The organism is Asticcacaulis sp. P4_H10 (assembly GCF_056400965.1).
Map to the genome: position 1 here is coordinate 201,902 of NZ_JBFUKH010000006.1, position 24,875 is coordinate 226,776.

Sequence of the window (24,875 nt, forward strand, 5' to 3'; positions counted from 1 at the left end):
CTTTGTTTAGAACATTACTAACGAATCGTTAGCCATAGTCGCCGCATGGAACGGCGGTCTTTACGTGCCGCAAAACCGAAGCAGGGGAGCCAGAAATATGACGCCCAACGACCGCCACCTATACGGTAAACTCTGGCCCATCGGCGCGATCGGCGCCGTCATGCTCATGCTTCAGGCATGTACTGGCACCATGCCGCAGCCCCGCTATCCGGTCTATATGCAGGACAAACCCGCCGAGGCTACCCAGACCGTGGCCCAGGCCGGCGATGATACGCCCGTTCCTCAGGATCCGCAGCCCGCCGTGACGCCCCAGGGCAATTCGGGCGGTATCAAGACGATCGAACTGGCGCCGCCACCTCCGCCGCCTCCGCCGCCCCCCGCGACCCGCGACGAGCCGGTGCGTGGCGAAACCGCGCCGGTCAAGGACACGCGCGCGGCCTATGTCTATGTGCTGCAACCCAAGGACACGCTCTATGGCGTGTCGCGCCGTTTCGGCGTGCCGGTGAAGGTGCTGTATGACATGAATGGCCTGGCGCCGAGCGCGTCCCTGCGGATCGGCCAGAAGATTTTGCTGCCGGCCAATGCCGTCGACAAGGGCAAGGAAGAGCACGCCAACGGCCCAGGCATGGTTCGCCTCGACCAGGCGCTGGCCACCAAGCCGGCAACGCCTGCGCCCGCCGCTCCGGCAACGTCCGCAAAACCAGCGACCAAGCCTGCGGTTACCCCTCCTGCGATGACCACGACCACCACGACAACGACGACCAAGCCCACCGTGGCGCCTCCGGGTACCAAGCCTGCAACGACAACGACGACTACGACGGCAACCACTGCCCCCACGACGCCGGCCAGGCCCGCGACATCGGGTGGCTTCCCCAGTAATGCGCAACTGACGCAGATGGGCAAGGGGCTGTTTGCCTGGCCAGTCAAGGGCCGCATCATCGTGCCGTTCGGCCAGTTGGCGCCCAATGTTCGCAACGACGGCATCAATATCGCCGCCGAAGCCGGGACCGAAGTCCGGTCAGCTTCCGATGGCGTGGTCGTCTATCAGGGCGACCAGGTTAAAGAGCTTGGCAACACAGTCTATATCAAGCATCCGAACGGCTGGTACACCGGCTATTCGCACCTGCAGGCCATGGGCGTGAAGAACAATGAAAAGGTCGCCAAGGGCCAGGTTATCGGCAAGGTGGGCCAAAGCGGCGTCATCGACCGTCCACAACTGCACTTTGAAATCCGCTTTACGCCATCGACCGACATTGCCCGTCCGGTCGATCCAACCCTGGTGCTGCCATAGCTTATCATTGCTAAGAGCGCGCCCGGCACATTTGCGCCGGGCAGGGCGTGGATAATTCCATTGACCTTTTCGAGCTTGCTCTTATGTATGGCTCACACTTCAGGGCCGGGGGGCGCTTGATCGCGCGCGACCGCCTGGCCTGACCTAAAAGTTCTGAGGAGAACGCTCTTGTTCGCTACGCCCGCTTTCGCCCAGGCCGCTGGTGCCGCACCGGCTCCCGGTGGAGATCTTCTGTCCATGCTGCCGATGCTTATCGGCTTCGTCGCCATCATGTACTTCTTCATGATCCGTCCTCAGGCGCAGCGCGCCAAGCAGCACAAGGCGATGCTGGGCGGCCTCAAGCGCAATGACACCGTCGTCCTGTCGTCGGGCCTGATCGGCAAGGTGACGCGCATCGAAGACGCCGAAGTCATGCTTGAAATCGCCACGGGCGTGAACGTCCGCGTCGTCAAGGCGCTGATCACCGAGGTCCGCTCGAAAGGCGAACCGGCGCCTGCCAACGATTCCAAAGCGGCGTAATTTCGCTATTTACGGCTCCGGATTCCGTCCGGAGCCCTTTCTGTATTCGGGTTTACCACGATGCTAAACTTGTCACGGTGGAAGGTCGGACTGGTTCTGATTGCGACCCTCCTCGGTCTTCTCTATTCCCTGCCGAACGCCCTTACGCCCGCCCAGCGCGACAGTGTGAAGAGCTTCCTGCCAACGCAGGTCCTCAATCTTGGCCTCGACCTCCAGGGCGGGTCCTACCTGCTGCTGGAAGTCAACACGACCAAGCTCATGCACGATAAGACCGAGTCGCTGGTCGAAGACGTCCGTGCGCGTTTGCGTGACGAGAACGTCCTGTTCAGCGGCCTGGGCGCCAAGGAGACGACCGTTTCGGTGCGTATCAACAATGCCGCCGACATCGACAAGGCCTATAAGACGCTGTCAGGACTGGCGACGCCACTGGCGAACAATCCCGGCGTCCTTGACATCTCGGTCCAGCGTGGCGCCGACCAGGTCATTACGCTTGGCCTGACCCAGGAAGGCATTCGCTCGACCTCGGCCAGTGCGGTCGATACCTCGATCGAAGTCGTCCGCCGCCGCGTCGACGAACTGGGCACGCGCGAACCGTCGATCGTCCGCCAGGGCACGAACCGCATCGTCGTCGAAGCGCCGGGTGAAAGTGACCCCGAGCAGCTCAAGCGTGTTATCGGCCGTACCGCCCACCTGACCTTCCAGATGGTCGACGAAAGCGTCTCGCAGCAGGACATCATGGCCGGCCGCATTCCGCCGGGCGCCGAACTGCTGCCTTACGAAGAGGGCGGCGGCAGCATCGTGGTCCGCAAGCGCATCCTGGTGTCGGGCAACAACCTGACCAAGGCCACAGTCGGTTCCGACCAGTATCAGAAGCCATCTATCGATTTCCGCTTCGACGGCCAGGGCTCCAAGTCCTTCGGCGTGGCGACGGCCCAGAACATCGGCAAGCGTTTCGCCATCATCCTCGACGGCAAGGTCGTGTCAGCCCCGACGATCCAGGGCGCCATCACCGGCGGCAGCGGTCAGATCACCGGCAACTTCACCATCCAGAGCGCTTCGGAACTGGTCAATGTCCTGAACGGCGGCGCACTGCCGGCCGAACTGAACGTCATCCAGCAACGCACCGTCGGCGCCGAACTCGGCAAGGACGCTGTTGACGCCGGCATGGTGTCGACCGTGATCGGTTTCCTGGTCATCGTCGCCTTCATGTTCCTGGCCTATGGCTTCATCTTCGGCGGCGTGTCGATCATCGCCCTGCTGATCAATATCATCCTGATCATCGCCGCCATGACGGTCTTCCAGGCCACGCTGACGCTTCCGGGGGTGGCGGGTTTGATCCTGACGCTTGCCGTGGCCGTCGACGCCAACGTTCTGATCTATGAACGTATCCGCGACGAAGAGCGTTCGGGGCACAAACCCCTGGCGGCCATGGATGTCGGCTTTGCCCGCGCACTGGTGTCGATTCTTGACGCCAATATCACGTCGCTGATCGCCGCCTTGATCATGTTCGCCTTCGGCGCAGGCCCGGTCAAGGGCTTCGCCTGGACGCTCGCCATCGGCGTGTTCACCTCGGTCTTCTCGGCCATCCTGGTCAGCCAGGTCCTGCTTGGCTGGTGGTTCCGCGCCACCAAGCCCAAAACTCTCCCGATTTAAGGTCGCGTCCCATGAAATGGCCATTAATCCGCAATCTTCCGACGGAATTCTACTTCCGTTTCACCAAGTACGCGCCGGTCGCGGCGATCATCTCAGGCATTGCTATCCTGGGCACGATCGTCTCCCTGTTCACCATGGGCCTTAACTTCGGCACCGACTTTGCCGGCGGCAACGTCCTGGAAATCGAAACCAAGGCCGCAGCCCCCCTGGCGCAGATCCGCCAGCGCATGGGTGAGTTGCACACCGAAGCTAGCGTTTATGAGTTCGGCAGTCCGCGCGACGTCGTCGTCAAGTTCCGCTTCGAGGAAGAAGGCTCCGAAGCCGGCGACAATGCCCGCGTCGAGACCGTCAAGCAGGAACTGGCCAAGACCTTCCCCGACATGAGCTTCAAACGGACCGAAGTCGTCGGCCCCAAGGTTTCGGGTGAGCTGATGCGCGCGGGTATCTTCGCGCTCGGCGCAGCGCTGCTGCTGATGATGATCTACATCTGGTTCCGCTTTCCGTCGGGCCTGCAATTCGGCGCCGGCGCCGTTGTCGCCGTCTTGCACGACATCGTGCTGACGACCGGCCTTCTGGCGGTGATGCAGATCGAATTCACCATGACGACGATCGCCGCGCTTTTGACCGTCATCGGCTATTCGATGAACGAAAAGGTCATCACCTTCGACCGGTTGCGCGAAAACCTGCGCAAATTCAAGAAGACGCCTTTGGCCGACATCATCAACCTGTCGGAAAACGAACGTCTGTCGCGGACCATCATTACCGGTTCGACCGCCATCCTGGCGCTGGCCGGCATGCTGTTCCTGGGTGGTCCGGCGCTCAAGCCGCTGGTCCTGACCATGGTCTTCGGTATCGTCATCGGCACCTATTCGTCGATCTATGTCGCGCTGCCGATCATCCTGGTCTGGGGCGTCAATCGTAATGACGAGGACGCCGAAGTCGTCGACATGGGCGGCTTCAAAGGCAGCAAGAAGCAGAAAACCCTGCCGTGACGGCGTCGGAATGCGAGCCGAAGTCGGAAGATATCCGGCTCGCAGCGTCCTTCATTGCCGATCCCGCCAAGCGGGCGGACGTGCTGACGCTGCACGCCTTTCTTGAGAGCCTGCGCGAGATACCCGAGCGGATAAGCGAACCCTTGATGGGCGAGATTCGCCTGCGCTGGTGGTATGAGGCGCTGGAAGAGATCAGAGACGGCAAGACACCGCGTTATCACCCCCTGACCGAAGCCTTGCAGCGCATGATCCCGCAATACGGCCTGGCCGTGCAGGACCTGCTCGATTGCGTCGAAGGCCAGATGCCGCTGCTCGATCAGCCACCGTTCGATCTCAAGACAGGATTGAAGGTCGTTGATTCGGGCGAGGGCATTATCGCTGGCCTGAGCGCGAAAATTCTCGACGCTGAGGGAGACGCGAGCTTGCTGGCTGCGACCGCACGCTTCTACGGTCTGGCGCTGTTGCAGCACAGCCGGCGACTCAAGGACGCGGGTGAGGCCGAAGGCGCGCATCTGCGCCGCGATGCCGTCAAAGGGGCCAGCAAACTGCCGGCGTCGCTGATGCCGCTGGCCCTACCGGCGGCCCTCGCAGAGGGCATATGGACCGCCCGCCCGTCTGGGCCGCTGGCCAAGCGCCTCAAGCTGTTCTGGGCATTTGTGACCGGAAAAATCTAGTTTTAAGTCTTGGGCTTCTTTTTGAAAATGCCGTCGACCAGGCCATCATAGGGCGTCTTCTTGACCGTCACCGGCGGTGGTGTCGCCGGCAGGATAACCTTTTCCGGATAGGCCTTCCATCCGCTCATCACCAGGTCGTGGAACCCTGCGCATTTCGACAGGACGCGCACCGTGCCCGTGCCCGGCTTGGCGAAAGGCGCCGATTGCAAGATATCCGGGCGCGTCGGATCGATAAAGGTCCAGTCGCCTTTCAAGCCATAGCCTTTTTCGCCGCCAGTGCGGACGGCGGTATAGGCGGTCCGCGCCTGCATTTCACCGACGCCAAAGCTGATCATGGCGCGATAGAAGATGTCGTCGGCCTCCTCGCGCTTGCCGGGCTGGCCGATGGCATAGAGCCAGTCGTGGATAATGGCGGCGCGCGCCGTCGGGCCTTGCGGATCGATCACGCCCTGGCCGAACCACGGCACCGAGGCGAAATCCGTCACATACCATTTGGGCACGACGATAATCCGGCCGGTCGCCGCGTCGCAGTAGGGAAATTCTTCGTTGAGCGTGAACAGCTTGCGGCCGTTCTTCATCTTGTTGAACAGGATAACCGGCTGGGGCGTCAGCGAACTGGGCTTGATGGTCGGCGCCACCGGCATGTAGACCGTCGTCGTCGTTTCGGCGCACGCGCCAAGCAGCAGGGTTGCACACCCTGCCAGAATCGCGGCCCCCCGCTGCAATCCCTTCATAGTCATCTCACTCAAATCAAGCCACTGCTGGTTCCGAGGCGGTATTTAGCCACGAATTGAGGTCATTTAAAGCCCGGATGCTCATCAAACGCTTCTTGGCGCGGCCGCGTTCCTTGAGCGGTATCTTCTGGCCGTTTTCATCGGCCTTGGGCGCTTCCATGGGGGGCAGCAGGCCGTAGTTGACGTTCATGGGCTGGAAAGACCCGCCTTCGAGGTGGCCGACCGTGATGTGGTTGATCAGGGCACCGAGCGCCGTCGTTTCAGGCGGGATTTCATGGATCTGGCCGCGCGCCTGAGCAGCGGCGAATCGCCCGGCGAGAAGGCCGATAGCGGCGCTTTCGACATAGCCTTCGACACCGGTGATCTGTCCGGCGAAACGGATGGATTTGCCGGGATAAACCGCCTTCATACGCAGTTGGCGGTCGAGGATCTTCGGCGACTGGATGAAGGTGTTGCGATGCAGGCCGCCCAGCCGCGCGAACTGGGCGTTTTCCAGGCCCGGAATCATGCGGAAGACGTCCGCCTGAGCGCCATGCTTCAGCTTGGTCTGGAAACCGACCATGTTGTAGAGCGTGCCAAGCGCATTGTCCTGGCGCAACTGAATGATGGCGTGCGCCTTGACGGTCGGATTGTGCGGATTGGTCAGCCCGACAGGCTTCATCGGCCCATAACGCAGGGTTTCACGGCCGCGCTCGGCCATGACCTCGATCGGAAGGCAACCATCGAAATACGGGACGTTCTCCCATTCCTTGAACTCGGCCTTTGGGCCGTCGAGCAAGGCGTCGATAAAGGCCTCATACTGTGCCTTGTCCATCGGGCAGTTGATATAGGCCGCTGCGTCGCCGCCCGGGCCTTCCTTGTCGTAGCGCGACTGGCGCCAGGCCTTGGTCATGTCGATACTGTCGGCGTGGATGATCGGCGCGATGGCGTCGAAGAAGGACAGATGGCCTTCGCCGGACAGTTCCAGAATCACGTTGGACAGAGACTGAGAGGTGAGGGGGCCGGTGGCGCAGACGATATTGTCCCAATCGGTCTCCATGAGGCCTGAGACTTCTTCGCGCACAACGGTCACCAAAGGGTGGGCCGCCAGCGACGCGGTCACAGCGGCAGCAAAGCCTTCACGGTCGACAGCCAGGGCCCCGCCGGCCGGCACCTGGTGAGCATCGGCGCATTTGAGGATCAGGCTGCCACAGCGGCGCATTTCCTCGTGCAGCAGGCCCACGGCGTTGAACTGCCAGTCGTCCGAGCGAAACGAATTCGAGCACACCAGTTCGGCGAAGTCGTCGGTGTGGTGCGCGTCGGTGGTAATGGTCTTGCCGTCGCCGTCCGGGGCGCCGCGCATTTCGTGCAGGACGACGGGAATGCCCTGGCTGACGATCTGCCAGCAAGCTTCCGAGCCGGCCAGACCGCCACCGATAACATGGATGGGTTTGATGTTTTGCGTTGTCATGACGCGGCTCTATCGCATGCGCGCGGGTGTGAAAAGGGCCACGGCCTTCACATGTGTGTCCGGATTACCAAACATGCTGTTATTCTTGCGATGCAACGAAAAATATCCTTCTCACGCGAATGGATTTGTTTCTAAATGGTAAATGACCCGATTGTCGCTTAAGGCTCTATGCTGTAAGGGTCCTGCGATTGGAAAAGGGGTGGGGTTCCCAATGAGTTCGAGGCCGTCGTTTTCGCTTGGACGCGCTCTGTCGGCGGCGTTTGCGCAGCTGCCGGCGATGTGGGGCGGCGCCTGGGCAGTTCTCATCCTGTGGTTCGCTCTCGGGGCTTTCCTGCCGCAGCTGGACCTGCCGGGCGCACTACTCGCCCTCGCGGGCGTACTAGGATTGGTCGCCCAATATGCCACTTATGGCGCGCTTTACCGCATCGCCCTGTTCGGCCGGGCTGCTGGTAAGGAAGGTCTTGGCCTTGGCGGCCTTCAATTGGGATGGCCAGAACTGCGTCTCTTCCTGTCAGAACTGATCGTCGGCCTGTTCGTTGTGCTCATTTTGGTAGCTATCATCGTCGTCTTTTTCATCGCCTTCAACACGGCAGGCATGTTGGAAGGCCACGCCGATACGATTGAAGCACTCAAGGCCATGGCGGTGCGCCACGAAGGCAAGGACTGGGTGTTTATCGGCTACCTGTTCGCCGCTTGGATATTCCTCATCTTCGTCAGCCTGAAGTTCGTATTGATGGGCGCGGCCAATGTCGCCGAGCGGCGCCTGGTGACGCTGAATGCGCTGGGCCTGAGCTCGGGCAATGTCGGCAAGCTTTTTATTGGCCTGATGGTTCTGTTCGTGCCTTTTGTTATTATAGCGATCGTCATCACCGCAGGCGCCGATCTCGGCCATCTTTTCGCCGGAGGCAGCGGTGTTCGTATCGGCGTTGTAAGTGAAGATGTCGGCCCCGGTCTGTCGGCCCCACTTATTGCGCACTACGTGCTTCAGGCCGTGACGGTTTTTCTGCTGATACCGGTCATGATCGGATTTTTGTCTTCGGCTTACGGGCAGATTGTGGCATCACGCACTAAATAAGCGCCACACGCTGTATGAGTTGAGGACTGACATGAAACTGCCGTTCGACTTCGCGTTCGAAGGGTTTCGCATTATCCGTGAAAAGCCGTCGCGCCTCCTGCCCTGGGGCCTGCTGACGCTTCTCGGCTTTACGGCCAGCGCGCTGATCATGTGGACCCTGGCCGGGTCGGCCATGGGCGAACTGGAACAGGCGGCCACAGGTAACGACCAGGCGGCATTGCTTGCCGCATACGCCAAGATCGGCCCGGCCTATGCGCTGGCCTTTCCGATCAACATGCTGATCCAGGTCGTCATTGCCTGCGCCATCTTTCGTGTGGTGCTGCATGATGCGCCGCTGTCGTTGGGCGGCCTGCGCCTGGGCATGGATGAAGTCCGGCAAATCGGCGTCACCATCCTGTTCTGTATCATCTTCTTTCTGATCTATCTGGCGGCGGTTTTGCCGGGCATCATCATCGGTGCCAGCTTTTCGGCCATCCTCGGGGGACCGTCGACACCGGCGGGCATGGTGGGCGTGTTCCTGGGACTGATCCCGACGCTTCTGGCCATCTTCTATATCGGTTCGCGTCTGTCGCTGTGCTTCGTCCAGAGCTTCGACCAGAAGCGGATCAACCTGTTCGGCTCCTGGGCGCTCACCAAAGGCCATGCCGGCACAATGATGCTGGGCTATTTCCTGGCCCTGGCTACGGCGACGATCGTATTTGTCCTGTGCCTGGGCATCTTCGCCGCCCTGGCGATCGCGGCTTCGGGCGGTGATACTCACGCCTATACCCGTATGCTCGATTCTGCGCGCCAGGGGATTCAGGGGCTCGGCAATCCCGTCACGGTCGCCTATCTGTTCGTCAGCAATGGTGTCGTCGCGCCCCTGCTCATGGCCATCAGTTTCGGCGCCCCGGCCGCGGCCTATAAGCGTCTCGCCAACGGTGGCGTCAGCGCCGAAAACGTGTTCTAAGCCGGACATGGAATTGCGCCTGAGTTTTGCCCTGGAAGGCTTTCGTATCCTCAGGGAGCGACCCAAGCTGTTGCTGTTCTGGGGACTGATCTGCCTATTTGGTTACGGGATTTGCACGCTTTTGCTGGTGGCCATCGTCGGCCCGCATCACGCCGATATTCTGGCCTTCAACACAAAGCAGGATGATGTCGCGCTGGCCATGCTGATCGCTGGCAAGATTTTCACTGCCCTGGCGGCGTGCACACCGGTATACCTGATTACCTCGACCATATTAATATGTGCACTTTGCCGCGCTAGTCTTGAGGGTGGGGACGACCGGCTGGGTTTTCTGAGTTTTGGGCTGCGGGAGCTGCGCGTTCTGATCGTTCAGGCGGCCACATTTGGTCTGTCGATGGCCTTGTTCTGGGCGGTGGCGATAGCATGGTCTATCCTGGGCCTGCCGGTCCAATTGACGCCCATCGGGTTATTCATCGCTTTCGTGGCCGTGGCCTGGCTGCGCCTGCGGCTGTCGCTCAACGCCGTGCAGAGCTTCGCTACCGGCCGCATCGACATTTTGGGCAGCTTCCAGCTGACGCGCGGCCGGTCGATCGCCCTGATGGGCGGCTATCTGCTCGCCTTTGGCCTGTCGATGATCGTCAGCTACCTGTGTGAAGCGGCGACTGATGGCGTGACCTTGCTGGCTTTCGGCCAACAGCAGGCCAACGTAACGCTAAACCTGACCAGCCTGACCGCTTTCCTGACGCCGCCCCGCGTCGTCATTCTGGTGCTATGGTTGGGTTTTGCCTGGCCGCAGACGACAGCTATCGTCCATGGTGCGCCCATCGCCGCCTATCGCGAACTCTCTGCCGCTAAAGCCTGATCAGTTGCCGGTGACGTGCAGGAAGTCGCGCTCGTTGCGCACCTGGATGGGGCGTGAGTTCGGCCCGACCAGGCGTTCAAAGGCGTCGGCCTGTTCCGCGCTGACGCTGAGCGGTGACGAATAGACCATCCAGGTGACGCCCTCCTTGCACGGTGGCGTCGTCAGCGAGCCCGAATAGACGTAGAAGTCCTCGGTCCCCGGCATCAGGTCCTGCGGATTGATCAGGAGGTCGGACAAAGGCACCGGCTTGCCGGCCTCGGTCGGCAGATAGGTCCACAGCGAACCCAGCATCGGATCGGCCGCCCCGATATCCGACAGCACGCCGATCACCAGCAGTTCGCCCTTGTCATTCTCGTGGACGAAATGCGTCTCAAGCACCGCACGGTGGCCATTGATGGCGTGTTCGCTCGGCGAGTGGAAATGGAACTGCTTCAGCTTGTAGCGGACGCCATCGACGCTGATGCCGCCGGCGTCGGTCAGGGCGATCTGGATCGTGTGGCCATTGTTCTGGATCGTCGCCGCTGACGGCTGGTAATCAAAGACGACTCGCGCCGAGCGTTGCTTGGTAATGCCGGCGATATCGATCGGCGACTGGCGATGCCCGCCCCTGCAGATGGCATTGTCGCCGCCCAGCTCGGACCAGTGATCCGGGCCGTCCTTGCCGCCATAGCTCCAGTGGTGCAGCGTGGCGGGAACGGCTTCGCCGTGTTCACCGCCGTGACTATCCCCGTGCGCCTTTTCCTTTGACGAACAGCCGGACAGGGCCAGCATACCGGCGGCCAGACACAGGACGAGGCGGGAGGACGATGTGAGTCTCATGCCGCCACCTTCGCGCGAAATGGTTAAGGCTCTTTAAAGCCCGTTAACCATGCATTAGACGCGCAATTTCTCCAAAAACCGGTGGCCACTTTTTGGATTGCGCGTCACTGCGCCGGCTCCAGATACCGCTCACGGTGCTTGGCCAGCATCTGCTTGAGATACTTGCCAGTCCACGATTTCGCATTGTCCGCCACCTGTTCCGGTGTGCCGATTGCCACGATCTCGCCGCCGCCATCGCCGCCTTCGGGTCCGAAGTCGAGCAGCCAGTCGGCCGTCTTGATGACATCGAGATTGTGCTCGATGACGACGACCGTATTGCCGTGGTCGGTCAGTTCATGCAGCACTTCAAGAAGCTTGCGGGTATCCTCGAAATGCAGGCCCGTCGTTGGTTCATCCAGAATGTAAAGCGTCTTGCCGGTGGCGCGCTTGGACAGTTCCTTCGATAGCTTGACTCTCTGGGCCTCGCCGCCCGAAAGCGTCGTCGCCTGCTGGCCGATCTTGATATAGCCGAGGCCGACGCGCTCCAGCGTCTTCATCTTGTCGCGGATCGACGGCACGGCTTTGAATAGCTCGGCGCCTTCTTCAACGGTCATATCCAGCACGTCGGCGATCGAATGGCCCTTGAAGACGATGTCGAGCGTTTCACGGTTATAGCGCTTGCCCTTGCAAACGTCGCAGGTGACATAGACGTCGGGCAGGAAGTGCATCTCGATCTTAATGACGCCATCGCCCTGGCAGGCCTCGCAGCGGCCGCCCTTGACGTTGAAGCTGAAGCGGCCGGGGCCATAGCCGCGCGCCTTGGATTCCGGCAGACCGCAGTACCAGTCGCGGATTGGACCAAAGGCGCCGGTATAGGTGGCGGGGTTCGACCGCGGCGTACGACCGATCGGCGACTGGTCGATCTCGACGATCTTGTCGAAGTGCTCAAGACCCTCGATCTTGTCGTGGGCCGCCGGGTGGGCCGAGGCATTGTTCAACCGCCTTGCCGCCGCCTTGTACAGGGTCTCAAGCGTAAATGTTGATTTGCCGCCGCCTGACACGCCGGTAATGCAGGTCATGACGCCGACCGGGATTTCGCCGGTGACGTTTTTCAGGTTGTTGCCGCGCGCGCCGATGACCTTCAGCATCTTCTTCTTGTTGATTGGCCGGCGCTGTTCATTATGGCCTTCACCGTAGAAGAGGGGGATCTCGCGGACACCCGTCAAGTATTGACCGGTGATCGAGTCCTTGTTCTTGCGCACCTGTTCGGGTGTGCCCTGGGCGATGATCTGGCCGCCATGGACGCCGGCGGCCGGGCCCATGTCGATGACATAGTCCGCCTGCATGATGGCGTCTTCGTCGTGCTCAACGACCAGCACCGAATTGCCGAGGTCGCGCAGCCCCTTGAGGGAGACGAGCAGGCGGTCATTGTCGCGCTGATGCAGGCCGATCGACGGCTCATCCAGCACATAGAGCACACCGGTCAGGCCAGAGCCGATCTGCGATGCCAGTCGAATGCGCTGGCTTTCGCCGCCTGACAGCGTGCCGGAATTGCGCGACATGTTGAGATAGTCCAGACCCACATCGTTAAGAAAACGCAGGCGGTCCTTGATTTCCTTGAGAATTCTGCGCGCGATGTCGAGCTGCTTTTCGCTCAGCTTGTCTTCGATCTCGCTGAACCAGAGGTGCGCTTGCCTGATCGACAAGGTCGAGATTTCGGCTATGGTGCGGGCGTCAATCTTGACGGCCAGGGCTTCGGGCTTCAGACGCGCGCCTTTACAGGCATCGCACGGCGTCTCGGACTGGAAACGCGCCAGGTCTTCGCGCACCCACGACGAATCGGTTTCGCGCCAGCGCCGGTCCATGTTCGGAATGACGCCTTCGAACGGTTTGGTAACATCGTAGCGCCGCGATCCGTCCTCATAAGTGAACTTGATCTTCTCGGCGCCGGAGCCATTGAGGATGACGTCGCGAATCTTTTCTGGCAGCTTTTCCCACGGTCCGTCCATCTTGAATCCATAGTGGATTCCCAGCGACTGCAGGGTCTGGGCGTAGAGCGGCGAGGGGCCTTTCGACCACGGCACGATGGCGCCGTCGTTCAGCGACTTCTTAGGATCAAGGATCAGGTCGCGGTCAAAGGCCAGCTTGACCCCAAGCCCGTCACAGGTCGGACAGGCGCCGAACGGATTATTGAACGAAAACAGGCGCGGTTCGATCTCCGCGATCGTGAAGCCCGAGACCGGACAGGCGAACTTTTCCGAAAACAGGATGCGCTTCGGCTCTGTCTCGCCTTCCGGGATGTCAGCGAACTCGGCGACCGCCAGGCCGTCGGCCAGGCGCAGGGCCGTTTCAAGCGAATCGGCGAGACGGCCCATGATTCCGTCTTTGATAACAACACGATCGACGACAACATCGATATCGTGCTTGAAGTTCTTCTCCAGCTTGGGCGCGTCCTCGATAGCGTAGTATTCGCCATCGATCTTCAGGCGCTGAAAGCCCTGCTTCTGCAACTCGGCGATTTCCTTGCGGTATTCGCCCTTGCGGCCGCGCACATAAGGCGCCAGCAGCAGCAGGCGCGTGCCTTCGGGCAACGATACAATCTTGTCGACCATCTGCGAGATGGTCTGGCTTTCGATCGGCAGGCCGGTCGCGGGGGAATAGGGGATACCGACGCGCGCCCACAGAAGGCGCATATAATCGTGGATCTCGGTGACGGTGCCGACTGTCGAGCGCGGGTTCTTCGACGTCGTCTTCTGCTCGATCGAGATGGCCGGCGACAGGCCTTCGATCAGGTCGACATCGGGTTTCGACATCAGCTCCAGAAACTGACGCGCATAGGCCGACAGCGATTCGACGTAGCGGCGCTGACCTTCGGCATAGATGGTATCGAACGCCAGCGACGACTTCCCCGAGCCCGACAGGCCGGTCAGCACGACCAGCTGGCCGCGCGGAATATCGACGTCCACACCCTTCAGGTTATGCTCGCGCGCACCGCGCACCTTGATGAAGTCCTGATCGTGATGCGGGTTCGCCATGACGCGTGATATCCTCGGTACAAACAAGGCCGTGTATATAGGTCCTTTGCCAAGATTTGCCAGCAGTGACAAGAACATTTCGGCAACATTTTCGCGAGGCCGGCATTCTTTACAATATGCCGTGGTTTTGCCCGTATCTGTCAGCACATCTATTGCGCGCGACACATTACATGACACAGTAAGGCCGGAATCAGCCGGCAGGGTGCGAGCTCGGGATGCACATCTATCAGCAGACACACGCCGTTCTGAAACGGGCGGCGAACGAGGTCGAAGCCTCTTTGGCGTGGCTTGGCGGGTCCGGCACGCCACGATCGCGGATGGCTGCATCGGCGGCGACGGTTCTTGCCCTGCACGCACTTGTATTATGGCTGTTGATCATCGCTAACCCCAAGGCCATGCCGTACCGCGAACTGGACGCAGAGCCCGCCATCGACACCGAGCTTTATGAGTTCGTGCCGCCGGAAGAGCAGGTCGAACCGGTGCCGGTCGTGCGCCCCCGCGAAGTCGTCGAACAGCCCGTCGAGCGGCAGGTCCAGCCTGAGCCCCAATCCCAGCCCAAGCCGGAACCGGTTCCCGTGCCGCAGCCACAACCCGCGCCGCAGGTGGCGCAGGAAACCTATAAGTCCCTGCCGCAGGCCGTGAACCGGCCGCGCGATGACTTTGATCCGGTGCGGAAGCTGGAGGCAAAGCGGCTGAATGATCAGGCTGTGCGCGCCGACACATCCGCGCCGTCGGTTGCGGAGCCGGAGACCAATCCACTGGCCAACGCGAAGATAAAGAAGAAGGATGAGGATGGGCGCGTCGAAGCTCTGCGCCAGGAGACGCTGGCCGCGAGGGGCGCCAGTGATCTCAACCTGCATGAGACACCGGCACCTTCGATCGCCAATATCGCGCCGTCGGGCCTGGCGGCCGATACGCCTGGACGGTCGGCGGGCGGTGGTGCGCCGCCGGCTGGCGGGGCCGTGGCCGGTGGCGGCCTGAAGGGCGGGCGCAGCGGTGTCAGCCAGGCGCTTATCAACCACGAATCCTGTGTCGCCCTGCAACAGGCGGGCAAGCCGATTCCGGCCGGGTGCAACATGAAGCAACTGGTGCAGATGCAGGGGCTGGGCACCGGCGATCCGGCCGGCCGGGCACATTACGGCCCGATCGTCGCCAAGAAGGAAGCTTATGACGATTACAAGCGTTCAGCGGGCAATGCCGACTACTGGAACCGAGTGAACACCGTTGGCAAGGACAAGTTTGATCGTAATCCGCCGTCGAAGGGCGCGTATTCCAATCCCAAGGACGCGCGCGTCAAGGGCCAGTGACGCTGGGCAGCTTTCAGGCTGTGCGGCCGAGATTCAAGGACTGAGGACCGGAGGTCGATGTCCGGCCCTGGGCGCCGTAGGTGGCGGTGCGCGCCGTGCGGGTGTTCAGGTCCTCGGCGACCGCGGCGACAATGCCTTCGGTGACCGTCTTGGCGGCGACGACGGCGTTTTCGTAGCGGGCCAGCGTCTCATTGAACACTTCCGTTGCTTCGCGCAAAGCACTCTTTTCATTGTCGGAAATGCCGCCGAGCAGGCTGGGGTCAGCCTTGATGCGGGCGGTTTCCAGCCGGTAGAGGTTGGACAGTGCGCGCGTCTCTTCGATACCACCGACCAGGTCCTGGGGGCGATGGGCCTCCAACACCTGGGTATCGCCGGTCAGGCGGTCGGTCAGGCGCCTGGTCAGGGCCGTAAGCTGGCTGGCGCGATCGGAAGGGGTCTGTGCGGATAACATGGGACTATGCTGCGCCTTGAAGCTTAAGGAGTTCTTTCTGCATCATGCTGGAAATGCCGACACCGCCGCGCTTGGCCATCTGGTCTGCCATGGCGCCGACATAGAATGAGCGCATCGCTTCTTCGCCATGGCCGCCGCCAAATGGGCCATCGGTTTCCAGACCCTCGAACATGGGCGCCAGAAGCTGCGACAGCACCATGGATTCGAACTCTTCGCCGAGCTGGGCGCTGCTTTTGCCGGAACCCTTGAGATTGGCGGCGCGCGTCATGGCCGCATCGGCGCGGGAGGTTTCGGCGTTTTGCAGGGTGAGGAGGGCGGTCGTATCCATTACATCACCTGAATTTCGGCCTGGAGGGCGCCGGCGGCCTTGATGGCCTGCAGAATGGAGATCATATCGCGCGGCGTGACGCCCAGGGCGTTCAGACCGGCGACCAGGTCCGACAGCGACGAGCCGCCGCCGAGCTGGATCAGGCGCTTGCCCTTCTCTTCTTCAACATTGATATTGGTCGCGGGAATGGCGGCGGTCTGGCCCTGGCTGAAGGGTGCCGGCTGGCTGATGTCCGGCGTTTCATCGACGCGAATGGTCAGATTGCCCTGGGCGATGGCGACGCGCGACAGGCGGACATTCTCGCCCATGACGATGACGCCGTTGACCTCATCAATCACCACCTTCGCGACTTCATCGACGTCGACACTCATCGCTTCGATCTGGGTGACAAAGTCCATCATCTTGGTGCCGGTGGGCGGCTTGATGGCGACGGTCGTCGGGTTCTGCGCCACCGCCGATCCGGGATATCCACCATTGATCGCCGTTGCGATGCGCTTGGAAGTCGTGAAGTCAGGATTGCGCAGGGTCAGGCGCAGCCACGGCATGGAGTTGAAATCGAAATTGGTTTCACGCTCGACGATACCGCCCGAAGCGATGCGGCCGGACGTCGGCACGCCCTTGGTGACCGATGATCCCGACGCGCCGCCGGCCGATACCGACCCGGTCTGGACGGTGCCCTGTGCGACCGCATAGGCCTCGCCATCCGCGCCCAGCAGCGGCGTGACCATCAGCGTGCCGCCAAGCAGGCTCTTGGCGTCGCACATCGCCGAGACCGAGATGTCCACCGGCGCCCCAGGGGCGGCGAAGGGCTGAAGCTCGGCAGTGACCATAACAGCGGCGGCGTTCTTGGTATTGAGATTGCCGTCGCGGATATTGACCTGAAGGCGCTCCATCATGCTTTCCAGGCTCTGCATCAGCATGGGGCAGTTGCGGACCGTATCGCCCGTGCCATTCAGGCCGACAACGATGCCATAGCCGACGAGATGGTTGCTGCGGACGCCTTCGACATCGACAATGTCCTTGATGCGCGACGCCGACTGGGCAGGCGCGGCCATCAGCACGCCGCCAAGCGCCGCGGCCGCAATGGCGGCGGTGCCCAGCAGGGGCGTCAGGAGCGTCAGGTAGCGAGTACGCATAAGCACATCCGTTGGTTAACCATACCCGTTCGGATAAGCCAGTTTCATGCCAAGCGGGGAGGCGAAAATTATTTAATTGAATCAGCTTCTTAAAGTTAACCTTGATGGAAATGGTTAGGGTGGGGAAATTATTGCCGGGCCGTTAAGGCTTCGCTTACCCGCAACCGGCAATATTGTCCCACTGTGATTGCGTGGGCGAGAATGCCCGTGAGTAAAGAATAGGCGCGCTGATCTGAACGATGCTTACCGTAGGTCAGACCATGACGATGAAGATCAATTCGGCCACCGGCACCGCTATGGGCCCCGTTTCGGGTAACGTGCGCCGCACGGGTGACGGATTTTCCTTGGGCAAAAGCGGCGACGCGCAGAAGACCGCCGGACCGGCGCAGGCCTCCGCTGCCTTCGGCGCCTTTGGTGTCGATGCCCTGCTGGCGCTTCAGGCCGAAGACGATGTATTGACCGGCCGCCGCCGTCGCCAGGTCAAGCGCTCCACCGACATTCTCGATGCCCTGGATGACGTCAAGGTCAGCGTCCTGTCGGGCACGATCGATGATGAAGCACTGCTCCGCCTGCAAGGCCTGATCGCCCAGCACCGCGAGGATATCGAGGACCAGAAACTGCAGGGTGTCCTGAACGAAATCGAGACCCGCGCCTTCGTCGAACTGGCCAAGCGGAAGCTGATGTAGGCCTGGAGGCCGGAATTACCGCTTATCGCGAACAAATCGCTTCACAGGTTAACCGGAGCGCACTATAAGCCGCCGCAATCCGGCGTCGCACGCACAGCTACGCGACCGGGCTATGGTACTGTTTTTGCTGCGGGGCCTGTCAGGTTCCCAATCCCGTACAGGTATGGGACGGGCCGTCACCCTGCCAAGAAGTTGGCGTCGATCGTCGGGGGTCCAAAGAGCATATGTCCGAAACTGCACCGGTTGTAAGCACAGGATATCGTCCCACCGAGGGCGAAGAGTACATGAATCCCAATCAGCTGGCCTATTTCCGCGCCAAGCTGAACGCCTGGAAGGATGAGATCCTCCGTGGCGCCAAGGAAACCGTCAACATCATGCAGAAAGAGACGGAGAACCACCCCGACCTGGTGGATCGCGCCTCTTCCGAATCGGACCGTGCCCTGGAACTGCGGACCCGCGATCGCCAGCGCAAGCTGATCAGCAAGATCGACGAAGCCATTTCGCGCATCGACGACGGCTCCTACGGCTATTGCGAGGAGACCGGCGAACCGATCGGCCTCGGCCGCCTGGAAGCCCGTCCGACCGCGACCCTGAGCATCGAAGCCCAGGAACGCCACGAACGTTCGGAACGCGTTCACCGCGACGATTGATGAGTTAGTCGATACTGACTGACTAAAAGTCTTTGGAAAAACCCGCGCTGCGGCGTATGGGGTGTCAACATTTGTTGCCATCAGAGACCTAGCTTCCATGACCGTTAAGGTTCGTTTCGCCCCGTCGCCCACCGGCCGCATCCACGCAGGTAATGTTCGCGCCGCGCTCATCAACTGGCTGTTCGCCCGCAAGCACGGCGGCGTCTTCGTCCTGCGCATCGACGACACCGATCTCGAGCGCTCGACGAAGGAAAACGAGGACCTGATCGAGACCGACCTGAAGTGGCTGGGGCTGGAATGGCAGGAGCGCTACAACCAATCGAAGCGCTTCGACATCTATCAAAAAGCCGCCGACCATCTGAAGGCCAGCGGGCGTCTCTATCCGGCCTATGAAACCGCCGAGGAACTCGACCGCCGCCGCAAGGTGCAGCTGTCGCGCGGCCTGCCGCCGGTATATGATCGCGCAGCGCTTAACCTGACAGACACAGAGCGGGCCGCGTTGGAAGCCGAGGGCCGCAAGCCGCACTGGCGTTTCAAGCTCGACGGCAAGCGCGTCGCCTGGGAAGACCTGGTGCGTGGCCACTGCGAAGTCGACACAACCTCGATGTCGGACCCTGTGCTGATTCGCGAGGACGGCCTGTTCCTGTACACACTGCCGTCCGTGGTAGACGATCTCGACATGAAGATCAGTCACGTCATTCGCGGCGAGGACCACGTCGCCAATACCGGCACGCAGATCGAGATTTTCGAAGCCCTGGCGGATTTCTTTGGCGGTCAGCAACTGCCGACCTTCGCGCACATGACCCTGCTGGTCGGATCGGACGGCGAGGGGCTGTCGAAGCGCCTGGGGTCTTTGTCGGTGTCGCAGATGCGCGAGGACGGCCTGGAACCGTTGGCGATCGTGTCGCACCTGGCCAAGATCGGCACGTCCGATCCGCTGGAAGCCGCGCCGTCGCTCGAATCGCTGGCTGAGCTTCAGGATTTCGACAAGATGGGCCGCGCGCCGGCGCGCTACGATTTTGACGACCTGATGCGCCTGAACGCCGCCGTCATCCAAGCCATCCCTTATGCCGAAGCGAAGCCGCGCCTTGCGGCACTCGGCGCGAATCTGGGTGAACTGTTCTGGGATACCATCCGGATGAACCTGCACAAGTTCGCCGAGGTCAAGGACTGGGCCAATATCGTCTCGGGCGACATCGTGCCGAAGATCGAGGATGCCGGCTTTGCCGCCAAGGCCCTGGAGCTTCTGCCGGCGGATTACGGCCGCGACAGCTGGCAGCAGTGGTCGGGCGCCATCAAGGAAGCGACGGGCGCCAAGGGCAAGGCCCTGTTCATGCCGCTGCGCCAGGCCCTGACCGGTATGGATCACGGCCCCGACATGGGCGCCTTGAGCTTCCTGATCGGACGTGACAAGATCGCGAAAAGGCTGCAAGGCGCCTGAATAGAGGACTGTCGAAATGCGTAAGGTCTTCAGTGGGTTTTGCGTATTTCTTGTGATGGTGGCCCCGGGTGCGCGCGCCGATGGGGTTGAGTCGCTGGACTGGCTGTCTGGCTGCTGGACCATGATCAAGGATGGCCGGGTGACCGAGGAAGCCTGGCTCAGGCCCGCAGGCGGAATGACTGCGGGAGTCGGCCGTACCCTGCGCGACGGAGCATTGCGCCAGTTCGAATTCATGCGCATAGACGTACAGAATGGCGTGGTCACCTTTACGGCCATTCCATCGGGTCAGGCTCAGGCCAGTTTTCCGGCAGTAAGCCAGACGGCCGACGAAATCGTCTTTGAAAACAAGGCGCATGACTTTCCGCAAAAGATAACCTACCGGTCGTCCGGACCGGGCACGCTTTATGCCGCCATCCAGGGGCCGATCAACGGCAACCTGCGCACCATCGAATTCACCTACAACCGCTGTGAGGCCAAATGATCAAGCGCATATCCTTTCTCGCCCTGTGCCTGGCTGCATCGGGGGCCTGTGCCCAAAGCGACTATGAAAAATCGCGCGCGACCGAAGTGTACGCACCGGTCCCTGCTGCGGTAAGCATCAATAACGGCGTGCCGTCCGACGCGGTGGTCTTGTTCGACGGCGCCAATCTCGACAAATGGGAAGCGGTCAAGGGCGGCGCTGCCGCGTGGAAGGTTGCAGAGGGAGCGGTCGAAGCCACAGCCGGCACCGGTGATATCCGGACGAAAGACTCTTTCTGCGACGTCCAGCTGCACGTCGAATGGCAGACCCCGACGACCGTAACCGGCAAGGATGGCAAGACGCTTGAGGGGCAGGCGCGCAACAATAGCGGCGTCTTCCTGCAGGAGCGTTATGAGGTTCAGGTGCTCGATTCCTACCAGGCGGCGACCTATACCAATGGCCAGGCGGGATCGATCTACAAGCAGTCCGTGCCGCTCGTAAACGCATCGAAGGCGCCGGGCGAATGGCAAACCTACGACATCATCTATACGGCGCCGAAATTCGACGGCAAGACGTTGAAATCGCCGGGCCGCGTCACCGTCCTGCATAATGGCGTGCTGGTCCAGAACAATTTCGAGATCAAGGGCCCGACTGCCTGGATCGGCAAGCCGCCGTACGAGGCCCACGGCTGCGCCCCGATCCGGCTTCAGGACCACGGCAATCCAGTGAAGTTCCGTAACATCTGGGTGCGCGGCCTGTGAGCGTGGTCATTTACCACAACGGCGAATGCGGCACGTCGCGTAATGTTCTCAGTGCGTTACAAACCGCTGGATACACGCCCGTCGTGGTCAATTACCTGACTGAAGGCTGGACGCGCGGGCAATTGTTTGGCCTGTTCGCCGCCGCCAATGTGACGCCGCGGCAGGCGCTGCGCGAAACCAAGTCGCCGGCCGAGGACCTGGGCCTGCTGGACGTCGGTGTCAGCGACGAGACCCTGCTGTCGGCCATGGTGGCGCATCCGATCCTGGTCAACCGGCCGTTCGTCTGTACGCCCAAGGGCGTACGGCTGTGCCGTCCGTCGGAAAAGGTGCTGGACCTGATCGACCTGCGGCCAGGTGTCACCCTGACGAAGGAAGACGGCAGTCCAATGGTCTGACCTGTCGAGCCCCTATCCCGAAACGCTGCGCGATTTTTGGGAAGGCGTTCTCAGCCAACCTTGCGCGTGTCGATCTGCAGGTCCTGGCTGTTCATGCGGGCAATGGCCGGCAGGACCTCGTCGGCGCGATCGACCGAGGTATAGGTCTGACGGAAATTGGGCGGCGTAAATTGTGCCGTCAATGTATGTTCGATCAGGTCGAAGAAGGGCTGCCAGAAGCCGTTGGTATTCAGGAAGACGATAGGCTTCTTGTGCAGATCCAGGCGCCGCCACGACAGAAGCTCGATGACCTCCTCCAGCGTACCGACCCCGCCCGGCAGGACGACGAAGGCGTCCGATTCCTCGAACATCATCATCTTGCGTTCGTGCATCGACGTCACGACGCGGGTTTCGACCGTATCATAAAGGATTTCCCGTGACCGCAGGAACTGTGGCATGATGCCCAGCACCTTGCCGCCGGCATCGTGCGCTGCGCGCGCGGTTTCGCCCATCAGGCCGACTCCTCCGCCGCCGTAGATCAAGCGCATGCCGGCGCCGGCCAGGATCTGGCCCAGGTCGCCTGCGGACTGTTTGTAGATTTCGTCATTGCCGAAGGAGGAGCCGCAATACACACAAACGGACTTAATGTCGGACTTGGAAAGAGGCATTTTTACTTTGACCTGAAACACCGTTTTTGGGAATTAAGTGTAAGCCCGTCCGGGCTATTTCGAAAGTAATATACCGCGCAACCATGAAAAAGATGTCTCTATTGCCCAGGCTGCTGCTGATCCTCGCGCTAAGCGCGACCGCGGCCTGCCAGCGCGGGACCGAAGAGGCGCGCAAAGACTACGCCGAAGATCTCAGAGCGCAGGGCTATGCCTCGGCGCCCATCATTACGGCGGTGGCGCAGGGCGGGCCGGGGACACTGATCATTACCGGCAAGGCGCAACCCGAGGGGCGCGTGCGTTTCCTGTACGGCCAGCAGCGCGCAATCGGCGTCACGGCTGATGCCAACGGCAGGTTCAGCGCGGAATTGCCCGCCGGCCTGGAAGGCAGCGTCTACGATCTGTCGACCGAAGACAATGGTCGGCTTATCCACGCCGAAGGGCGGCTGTTCGTGCCACCGGGGCAGCCGGCCAAGGCCGTGCTGCTGCGGCCGGGCACCGCCAGCCTGCCGGTTACGCCGCAAGGGCTTGGCATCGCGGTTGTCGATTACGATGCGGCCGGCGCCTTGGGGATTACGGGTCGGGCAGGACCCAAGGCGGCGCTCGATCTTCTGGTCGACGGTGAAATTCGTGCACAACCCAATGCCCGGGCTGACGGCGTGTTTACGGCGATGACTCAGATAGCGCCGCCAGGTGACGCGTCACAAACGGTCAGCCTGTCGGCCGACGCAGCCAGTACGTCGTGGAAACGCCAGATCGCGGTCACGAAACCGGTCGCGGGCGACCGGGTAACCCCCATACCCGAGGGCTGGCGCATAGACTGGACCCTGCCGGGGGGCGGGACCCAGACAACCCTGGTTTTCTAGAAGCGCATTTTTATGCGCTCAAGTGCCGCGCAGCGGCCAGTCGGCCTTGCCTCGGCTTTCAGCCTCGGAGGTTCGTGGAGGTATCCGGCCAAATGCCAGAAACCTACATCATCTCGTCTTGCTTCTGCTTGGTCGATGAGAACAGCTTCTTCAGGAATTCGGTCACGCCATGACGCTTGGCCTTGCGCGACACTGCGTCCTCGCTGACCAGCCAGGCGATCTGAACGACGCGGCGCTCGCCTTCGAACGGCTTGTGGCCGTGCCAGGAATTGTCGAGGCGCGGGAAGGCGATGAAATGACCATAGCCTGGATTGACTTCCTGGGTGCCGGGGCCGTCCTGGTCCGGACCTTCCAGAAAGCGCAGGTTGCCGCCGCTGGCACCTTCACGGTTGAGATAGATGAGGGCGGAGGCCAGCTTGTCAGCGCCATCGGTATGCGGCCGGCCGTCCTTCAGGGCCGACCACTTGCGCACCGTCACCCAGGTAGGCTTGCCGTTCAGGTCAACGCCAAGCTTCTCGCCGACGGCCTTGGCGAATTCAGGTCCGCGGACTTCGGCCAGTAGCGCCTTGAACGCCGGGCCCATCTCGAAGTCTTCGGGGCGCATGAAGCCGGTCTTGTTGATCTGCGGAAAATCGCGCTCAATCTCGTCCTGTGCGTCGGGCGGCAATATGCCTTCGCCGATCAGGTTGCGGAAGGGATAGTCGGAAGCCGGGGTGGCGGCGATGGCGTCAAAACGCAGCATGGGCAGGCACTCTTAACGAAGTAATTCTGTTGAATATAGCATGCGCCGTCGTGATCGCCAGATGGCACGTGCAAATGACGATTTTGGCTGTTCCGCAAGCGACGGGTCGCGCGCATTGCGCTTCGCAAGCGAATTGGCGTCGTTTGCTGTAGGTGCGCAGTTTTATGGATCATTTATCCATTTGGCTTGCCAAAATATTGCGCATGCATCCGTGCGGCTTGCAAAATGGCAGCATTACATTGGGAGATAATGATGCTGGATGACCGTGATCGCCGACTTTTGGCCTGGCTGCAACGTGATGCCGACATGCCCTTGAGCGATCTGGCCGAACGCGTTCATCTGTCGCCATCGGCATGCTCGCGCCGCGTCGCGCGGTTGAAGGAGGAGGGATATATCCGCCGCAGCGTGGCCGTGCTCGATCGCGAAAAGATGCAGGTGCCGACGACGGTCTTCGTCATGATCAAGACGAATCACCACAAGGTCGATTGGCCGGACCGCCTGCGCGAAGCCTTAAGCGACATTCCGGAGATCGTCGAGGCACACCGGCTGGCGGGCAATCTCGATTACCTCCTCAAGGTCGTTGTCGGTGATATGGCGCATTACGACACGGTCTATAAGCGCATCATCAGCAGGATCGAGCTCCTTGATGTGTCGTCCTGCATTTCCATGGAAACATTGAAGGACGATCCGGCGCTGCCAACGGCCTACGCCTGATATATCAGATATTGTCGGTATCGGGTTCGAGGTGGGCCTCGACGACGGGCGGTGCATCGGCGGGTTCGACATAGTCATAGCCGCCGTCCATGGCCTCAAGGTCATGGGTACCAGCGGCGTGGCTGGTTTCAGGCGGGGTAATAAGGAGCAGGGCGGCGCAGACGGCGATCAGCACCATGGCGAGGAAGGCGAAAAAGCTGCCGGACAGGGCGGGGTTTTTCATGGTGGCGACCTCAGGCATCCAGATTGTGGGAGGCGGCCATCC

27 protein-coding genes are annotated in these 24,875 nt (G+C 61.3%); 17 read left to right on the forward strand and 10 right to left on the reverse strand.

Going from position 1 to position 24,875, the window contains the following annotated elements:
- Positions 1-97 precede the first annotated feature (97 nt).
- From AC1DON_RS12780 to AC1DON_RS12800, 5 genes are all read left to right on the forward strand, one after another.
- Positions 98-1,291 (forward strand): peptidoglycan DD-metalloendopeptidase family protein, encoded by a 1,194-nt coding sequence (locus AC1DON_RS12780; protein WP_476935183.1) that lies wholly within the window; start codon positions 98-100, stop codon positions 1,289-1,291.
- A 168-nt stretch (positions 1,292-1,459) separates the two neighbouring features.
- Complete coding sequence (gene yajC, locus AC1DON_RS12785; protein WP_209717733.1) at positions 1,460-1,810, forward strand: preprotein translocase subunit YajC; 351 nt, start codon at positions 1,460-1,462, stop codon at positions 1,808-1,810.
- Between the two features lie 60 nt (positions 1,811-1,870).
- Positions 1,871-3,463 carry a protein translocase subunit SecD gene (secD, locus tag AC1DON_RS12790; RefSeq protein WP_476935184.1) on the forward strand — a complete coding sequence of 531 codons (1,593 nt, stop codon included), beginning with the start codon at positions 1,871-1,873 and terminating at the stop codon, positions 3,461-3,463.
- A gap of 11 nt (positions 3,464-3,474) precedes the next feature.
- Positions 3,475-4,455, forward strand: coding sequence for a protein translocase subunit SecF (gene secF / locus AC1DON_RS12795; protein WP_476935185.1), 981 nt, complete (start codon positions 3,475-3,477; stop codon positions 4,453-4,455).
- Positions 4,452-5,129, forward strand: coding sequence for a squalene/phytoene synthase family protein (locus AC1DON_RS12800; RefSeq protein WP_476935186.1), 678 nt, complete (start codon positions 4,452-4,454; stop codon positions 5,127-5,129). Before secF ends, AC1DON_RS12800 begins: the two co-directional genes overlap by 4 nt.
- A 2-nt stretch (positions 5,130-5,131) precedes the next feature.
- On the opposite strand, the gene AC1DON_RS12805 is transcribed toward AC1DON_RS12800, so the two are convergent.
- Complete coding sequence (locus AC1DON_RS12805) at positions 5,132-5,863, reverse strand: DUF1353 domain-containing protein (protein ID WP_476935187.1); 732 nt, start codon at positions 5,861-5,863, stop codon at positions 5,132-5,134.
- Positions 5,864-5,879: 16 nt separating this feature from the next.
- Positions 5,880-7,313: a methylenetetrahydrofolate--tRNA-(uracil(54)-C(5))-methyltransferase (FADH(2)-oxidizing) TrmFO gene (gene trmFO / locus AC1DON_RS12810; RefSeq protein WP_476935188.1), complete on the reverse strand. Its 1,434-nt coding sequence runs from the start codon at positions 7,311-7,313 to the stop codon at positions 5,880-5,882.
- A gap of 211 nt (positions 7,314-7,524) precedes the next feature.
- On the opposite strand from trmFO, the gene AC1DON_RS12815 reads away from it, so the two are divergent.
- The 3 genes from AC1DON_RS12815 to AC1DON_RS12825 are packed head-to-tail and all read left to right on the forward strand — an operon-like array spanning position 7,525 to position 10,196.
- Positions 7,525-8,388 carry a hypothetical protein gene (locus AC1DON_RS12815; protein ID WP_476935189.1) on the forward strand — a complete coding sequence of 288 codons (864 nt, stop codon included), beginning with the start codon at positions 7,525-7,527 and terminating at the stop codon, positions 8,386-8,388.
- Positions 8,389-8,419: 31 nt separating this feature from the next.
- A complete protein-coding gene (locus tag AC1DON_RS12820; RefSeq protein WP_476935190.1) occupies positions 8,420-9,337 on the forward strand; it encodes a hypothetical protein in 918 nt (305 codons plus the stop codon).
- Between the two features lie 7 nt (positions 9,338-9,344).
- A complete protein-coding gene (locus AC1DON_RS12825; RefSeq protein WP_476935191.1) occupies positions 9,345-10,196 on the forward strand; it encodes a hypothetical protein in 852 nt (283 codons plus the stop codon).
- Here AC1DON_RS12825 and AC1DON_RS12830 read toward each other — a convergent pair whose 3' ends face one another.
- Together AC1DON_RS12830 and uvrA are read right to left on the reverse strand one after the other, a co-directional pair.
- The gene (locus AC1DON_RS12830) at positions 10,197-11,015 is read right to left on the reverse strand and encodes a carbonic anhydrase (RefSeq protein ID WP_476935192.1); all 819 of its coding nucleotides are present in this window, start codon (positions 11,013-11,015) and stop codon (positions 10,197-10,199) included.
- A gap of 104 nt (positions 11,016-11,119) precedes the next feature.
- Entirely contained in the window at positions 11,120-14,029 is a 2,910-nt protein-coding gene (gene uvrA / locus AC1DON_RS12835; RefSeq protein WP_476935193.1) for an excinuclease ABC subunit UvrA, read from the reverse strand.
- A 215-nt stretch (positions 14,030-14,244) separates the two neighbouring features.
- Here uvrA and AC1DON_RS12840 point away from each other — a divergent pair, with 215 nt between their 5' ends.
- On the forward strand, positions 14,245-15,336 hold the full coding sequence (locus AC1DON_RS12840) for a hypothetical protein (protein WP_476935194.1): 1,092 nt from the start codon (positions 14,245-14,247) through the stop codon (positions 15,334-15,336).
- A gap of 13 nt (positions 15,337-15,349) precedes the next feature.
- Here the strand turns inward: AC1DON_RS12840 and AC1DON_RS12845 are convergent, their stop codons facing one another.
- From AC1DON_RS12845 to AC1DON_RS12855, 3 genes are read right to left on the reverse strand one after another with little or no spacing between them, the layout of a single operon-like run.
- Positions 15,350-15,787, reverse strand: a complete 438-nt coding sequence (locus tag AC1DON_RS12845) for a flagellar basal-body protein FlbY (RefSeq protein WP_476935195.1) — start codon at positions 15,785-15,787, stop codon at positions 15,350-15,352.
- A 4-nt stretch (positions 15,788-15,791) separates the two neighbouring features.
- The gene (locus AC1DON_RS12850; RefSeq protein ID WP_476935196.1) at positions 15,792-16,115 is read right to left on the reverse strand and encodes a rod-binding protein; all 324 of its coding nucleotides are present in this window, start codon (positions 16,113-16,115) and stop codon (positions 15,792-15,794) included.
- Positions 16,115-17,251, reverse strand: coding sequence for a flagellar basal body P-ring protein FlgI (locus AC1DON_RS12855; protein ID WP_476935197.1), 1,137 nt, complete (start codon positions 17,249-17,251; stop codon positions 16,115-16,117). The genes AC1DON_RS12850 and AC1DON_RS12855 overlap by 1 nt, the downstream gene beginning before the upstream one ends.
- A gap of 239 nt (positions 17,252-17,490) precedes the next feature.
- Here AC1DON_RS12855 and AC1DON_RS12860 point away from each other — a divergent pair, with 239 nt between their 5' ends.
- The 6 genes from AC1DON_RS12860 (at position 17,491) to AC1DON_RS12885 (ending at position 21,644) form a co-directional block, all read left to right on the forward strand.
- Positions 17,491-17,937, forward strand: a complete 447-nt coding sequence (locus tag AC1DON_RS12860; protein ID WP_476935198.1) for a flagellar assembly protein FliX — start codon at positions 17,491-17,493, stop codon at positions 17,935-17,937.
- 224 nt (positions 17,938-18,161) lie between these two features.
- Complete coding sequence (dksA, locus tag AC1DON_RS12865; RefSeq protein ID WP_476935199.1) at positions 18,162-18,587, forward strand: RNA polymerase-binding protein DksA; 426 nt, start codon at positions 18,162-18,164, stop codon at positions 18,585-18,587.
- A gap of 97 nt (positions 18,588-18,684) precedes the next feature.
- Complete coding sequence (gene gltX / locus AC1DON_RS12870; RefSeq protein ID WP_476935200.1) at positions 18,685-20,028, forward strand: glutamate--tRNA ligase; 1,344 nt, start codon at positions 18,685-18,687, stop codon at positions 20,026-20,028.
- A 16-nt stretch (positions 20,029-20,044) separates the two neighbouring features.
- The gene (locus AC1DON_RS12875) at positions 20,045-20,509 is read left to right on the forward strand and encodes a DUF6265 family protein (RefSeq protein WP_476935201.1); all 465 of its coding nucleotides are present in this window, start codon (positions 20,045-20,047) and stop codon (positions 20,507-20,509) included.
- Positions 20,506-21,249 (forward strand): 3-keto-disaccharide hydrolase, encoded by a 744-nt coding sequence (locus AC1DON_RS12880; RefSeq protein ID WP_476935202.1) that lies wholly within the window; start codon positions 20,506-20,508, stop codon positions 21,247-21,249. The genes AC1DON_RS12875 and AC1DON_RS12880 overlap by 4 nt, the downstream gene beginning before the upstream one ends.
- Positions 21,246-21,644 carry an arsenate reductase family protein gene (locus AC1DON_RS12885; RefSeq protein WP_476935203.1) on the forward strand — a complete coding sequence of 133 codons (399 nt, stop codon included), beginning with the start codon at positions 21,246-21,248 and terminating at the stop codon, positions 21,642-21,644. The genes AC1DON_RS12880 and AC1DON_RS12885 overlap by 4 nt, the downstream gene beginning before the upstream one ends.
- A 50-nt stretch (positions 21,645-21,694) precedes the next feature.
- On the opposite strand, the gene AC1DON_RS12890 is transcribed toward AC1DON_RS12885, so the two are convergent.
- On the reverse strand, positions 21,695-22,291 hold the full coding sequence (locus AC1DON_RS12890) for an LOG family protein (protein WP_476935204.1): 597 nt from the start codon (positions 22,289-22,291) through the stop codon (positions 21,695-21,697).
- Positions 22,292-22,374: 83 nt separating this feature from the next.
- Between AC1DON_RS12890 and AC1DON_RS12895 the strand changes: the two genes are divergently transcribed.
- On the forward strand, positions 22,375-23,154 hold the full coding sequence (locus AC1DON_RS12895; RefSeq protein WP_476935205.1) for a hypothetical protein: 780 nt from the start codon (positions 22,375-22,377) through the stop codon (positions 23,152-23,154).
- Positions 23,155-23,257: 103 nt separating this feature from the next.
- Here AC1DON_RS12895 and AC1DON_RS12900 read toward each other — a convergent pair whose 3' ends face one another.
- Positions 23,258-23,896: a 2OG-Fe(II) oxygenase gene (locus AC1DON_RS12900; protein WP_476935206.1), complete on the reverse strand. Its 639-nt coding sequence runs from the start codon at positions 23,894-23,896 to the stop codon at positions 23,258-23,260.
- Positions 23,897-24,121: 225 nt separating this feature from the next.
- On the opposite strand from AC1DON_RS12900, the gene AC1DON_RS12905 reads away from it, so the two are divergent.
- The gene (locus AC1DON_RS12905) at positions 24,122-24,610 is read left to right on the forward strand and encodes an Lrp/AsnC family transcriptional regulator (protein WP_476935207.1); all 489 of its coding nucleotides are present in this window, start codon (positions 24,122-24,124) and stop codon (positions 24,608-24,610) included.
- A 4-nt stretch (positions 24,611-24,614) separates the two neighbouring features.
- Here the strand turns inward: AC1DON_RS12905 and AC1DON_RS12910 are convergent, their stop codons facing one another.
- A complete protein-coding gene (locus AC1DON_RS12910) occupies positions 24,615-24,833 on the reverse strand; it encodes a hypothetical protein (protein WP_476935208.1) in 219 nt (72 codons plus the stop codon).
- Between the last annotated feature and the right edge of the window lie 42 nt (positions 24,834-24,875).

Coding starts and splice junctions, on each gene's coding strand:
- secD (WP_476935184.1), top strand. CDS start 1,871: ATGCTAAACTTGTCACGGTGGAAGGTCGGACTGGTTCTGATTGCGACC.
- AC1DON_RS12860 (WP_476935198.1), top strand. CDS start 17,491: ATGCTTACCGTAGGTCAGACCATGACGATGAAGATCAATTCGGCCACC.
- AC1DON_RS12815 (WP_476935189.1), top strand. CDS start 7,525: ATGAGTTCGAGGCCGTCGTTTTCGCTTGGACGCGCTCTGTCGGCGGCG.
- AC1DON_RS12880 (WP_476935202.1), top strand. CDS start 20,506: ATGATCAAGCGCATATCCTTTCTCGCCCTGTGCCTGGCTGCATCGGGG.
- AC1DON_RS12840 (WP_476935194.1), top strand. CDS start 14,245: ATGCACATCTATCAGCAGACACACGCCGTTCTGAAACGGGCGGCGAAC.
- AC1DON_RS12900 (WP_476935206.1), bottom strand. CDS start 23,896: ATGCTGCGTTTTGACGCCATCGCCGCCACCCCGGCTTCCGACTATCCC.
- AC1DON_RS12895 (WP_476935205.1), top strand. CDS start 22,375: ATGAAAAAGATGTCTCTATTGCCCAGGCTGCTGCTGATCCTCGCGCTA.
- AC1DON_RS12850 (WP_476935196.1), bottom strand. CDS start 16,115: ATGGATACGACCGCCCTCCTCACCCTGCAAAACGCCGAAACCTCCCGC.
- AC1DON_RS12905 (WP_476935207.1), top strand. CDS start 24,122: ATGGCAGCATTACATTGGGAGATAATGATGCTGGATGACCGTGATCGC.
- AC1DON_RS12805 (WP_476935187.1), bottom strand. CDS start 5,863: ATGAAGGGATTGCAGCGGGGGGCCGCGATTCTGGCAGGGTGTGCAACC.
- uvrA (WP_476935193.1), bottom strand. CDS start 14,029: ATGGCGAACCCGCATCACGATCAGGACTTCATCAAGGTGCGCGGTGCG.
- AC1DON_RS12910 (WP_476935208.1), bottom strand. CDS start 24,833: ATGAAAAACCCCGCCCTGTCCGGCAGCTTTTTCGCCTTCCTCGCCATG.
- gltX (WP_476935200.1), top strand. CDS start 18,685: ATGACCGTTAAGGTTCGTTTCGCCCCGTCGCCCACCGGCCGCATCCAC.
- AC1DON_RS12830 (WP_476935192.1), bottom strand. CDS start 11,015: ATGAGACTCACATCGTCCTCCCGCCTCGTCCTGTGTCTGGCCGCCGGT.
- AC1DON_RS12780 (WP_476935183.1), top strand. CDS start 98: ATGACGCCCAACGACCGCCACCTATACGGTAAACTCTGGCCCATCGGC.
- AC1DON_RS12845 (WP_476935195.1), bottom strand. CDS start 15,787: ATGTTATCCGCACAGACCCCTTCCGATCGCGCCAGCCAGCTTACGGCC.
- trmFO (WP_476935188.1), bottom strand. CDS start 7,313: ATGACAACGCAAAACATCAAACCCATCCATGTTATCGGTGGCGGTCTG.
- AC1DON_RS12855 (WP_476935197.1), bottom strand. CDS start 17,251: ATGCGTACTCGCTACCTGACGCTCCTGACGCCCCTGCTGGGCACCGCC.
- AC1DON_RS12890 (WP_476935204.1), bottom strand. CDS start 22,291: ATGCCTCTTTCCAAGTCCGACATTAAGTCCGTTTGTGTGTATTGCGGC.
- AC1DON_RS12820 (WP_476935190.1), top strand. CDS start 8,420: ATGAAACTGCCGTTCGACTTCGCGTTCGAAGGGTTTCGCATTATCCGT.
- AC1DON_RS12825 (WP_476935191.1), top strand. CDS start 9,345: ATGGAATTGCGCCTGAGTTTTGCCCTGGAAGGCTTTCGTATCCTCAGG.
- secF (WP_476935185.1), top strand. CDS start 3,475: ATGAAATGGCCATTAATCCGCAATCTTCCGACGGAATTCTACTTCCGT.
- AC1DON_RS12875 (WP_476935201.1), top strand. CDS start 20,045: ATGCGTAAGGTCTTCAGTGGGTTTTGCGTATTTCTTGTGATGGTGGCC.
- dksA (WP_476935199.1), top strand. CDS start 18,162: ATGTCCGAAACTGCACCGGTTGTAAGCACAGGATATCGTCCCACCGAG.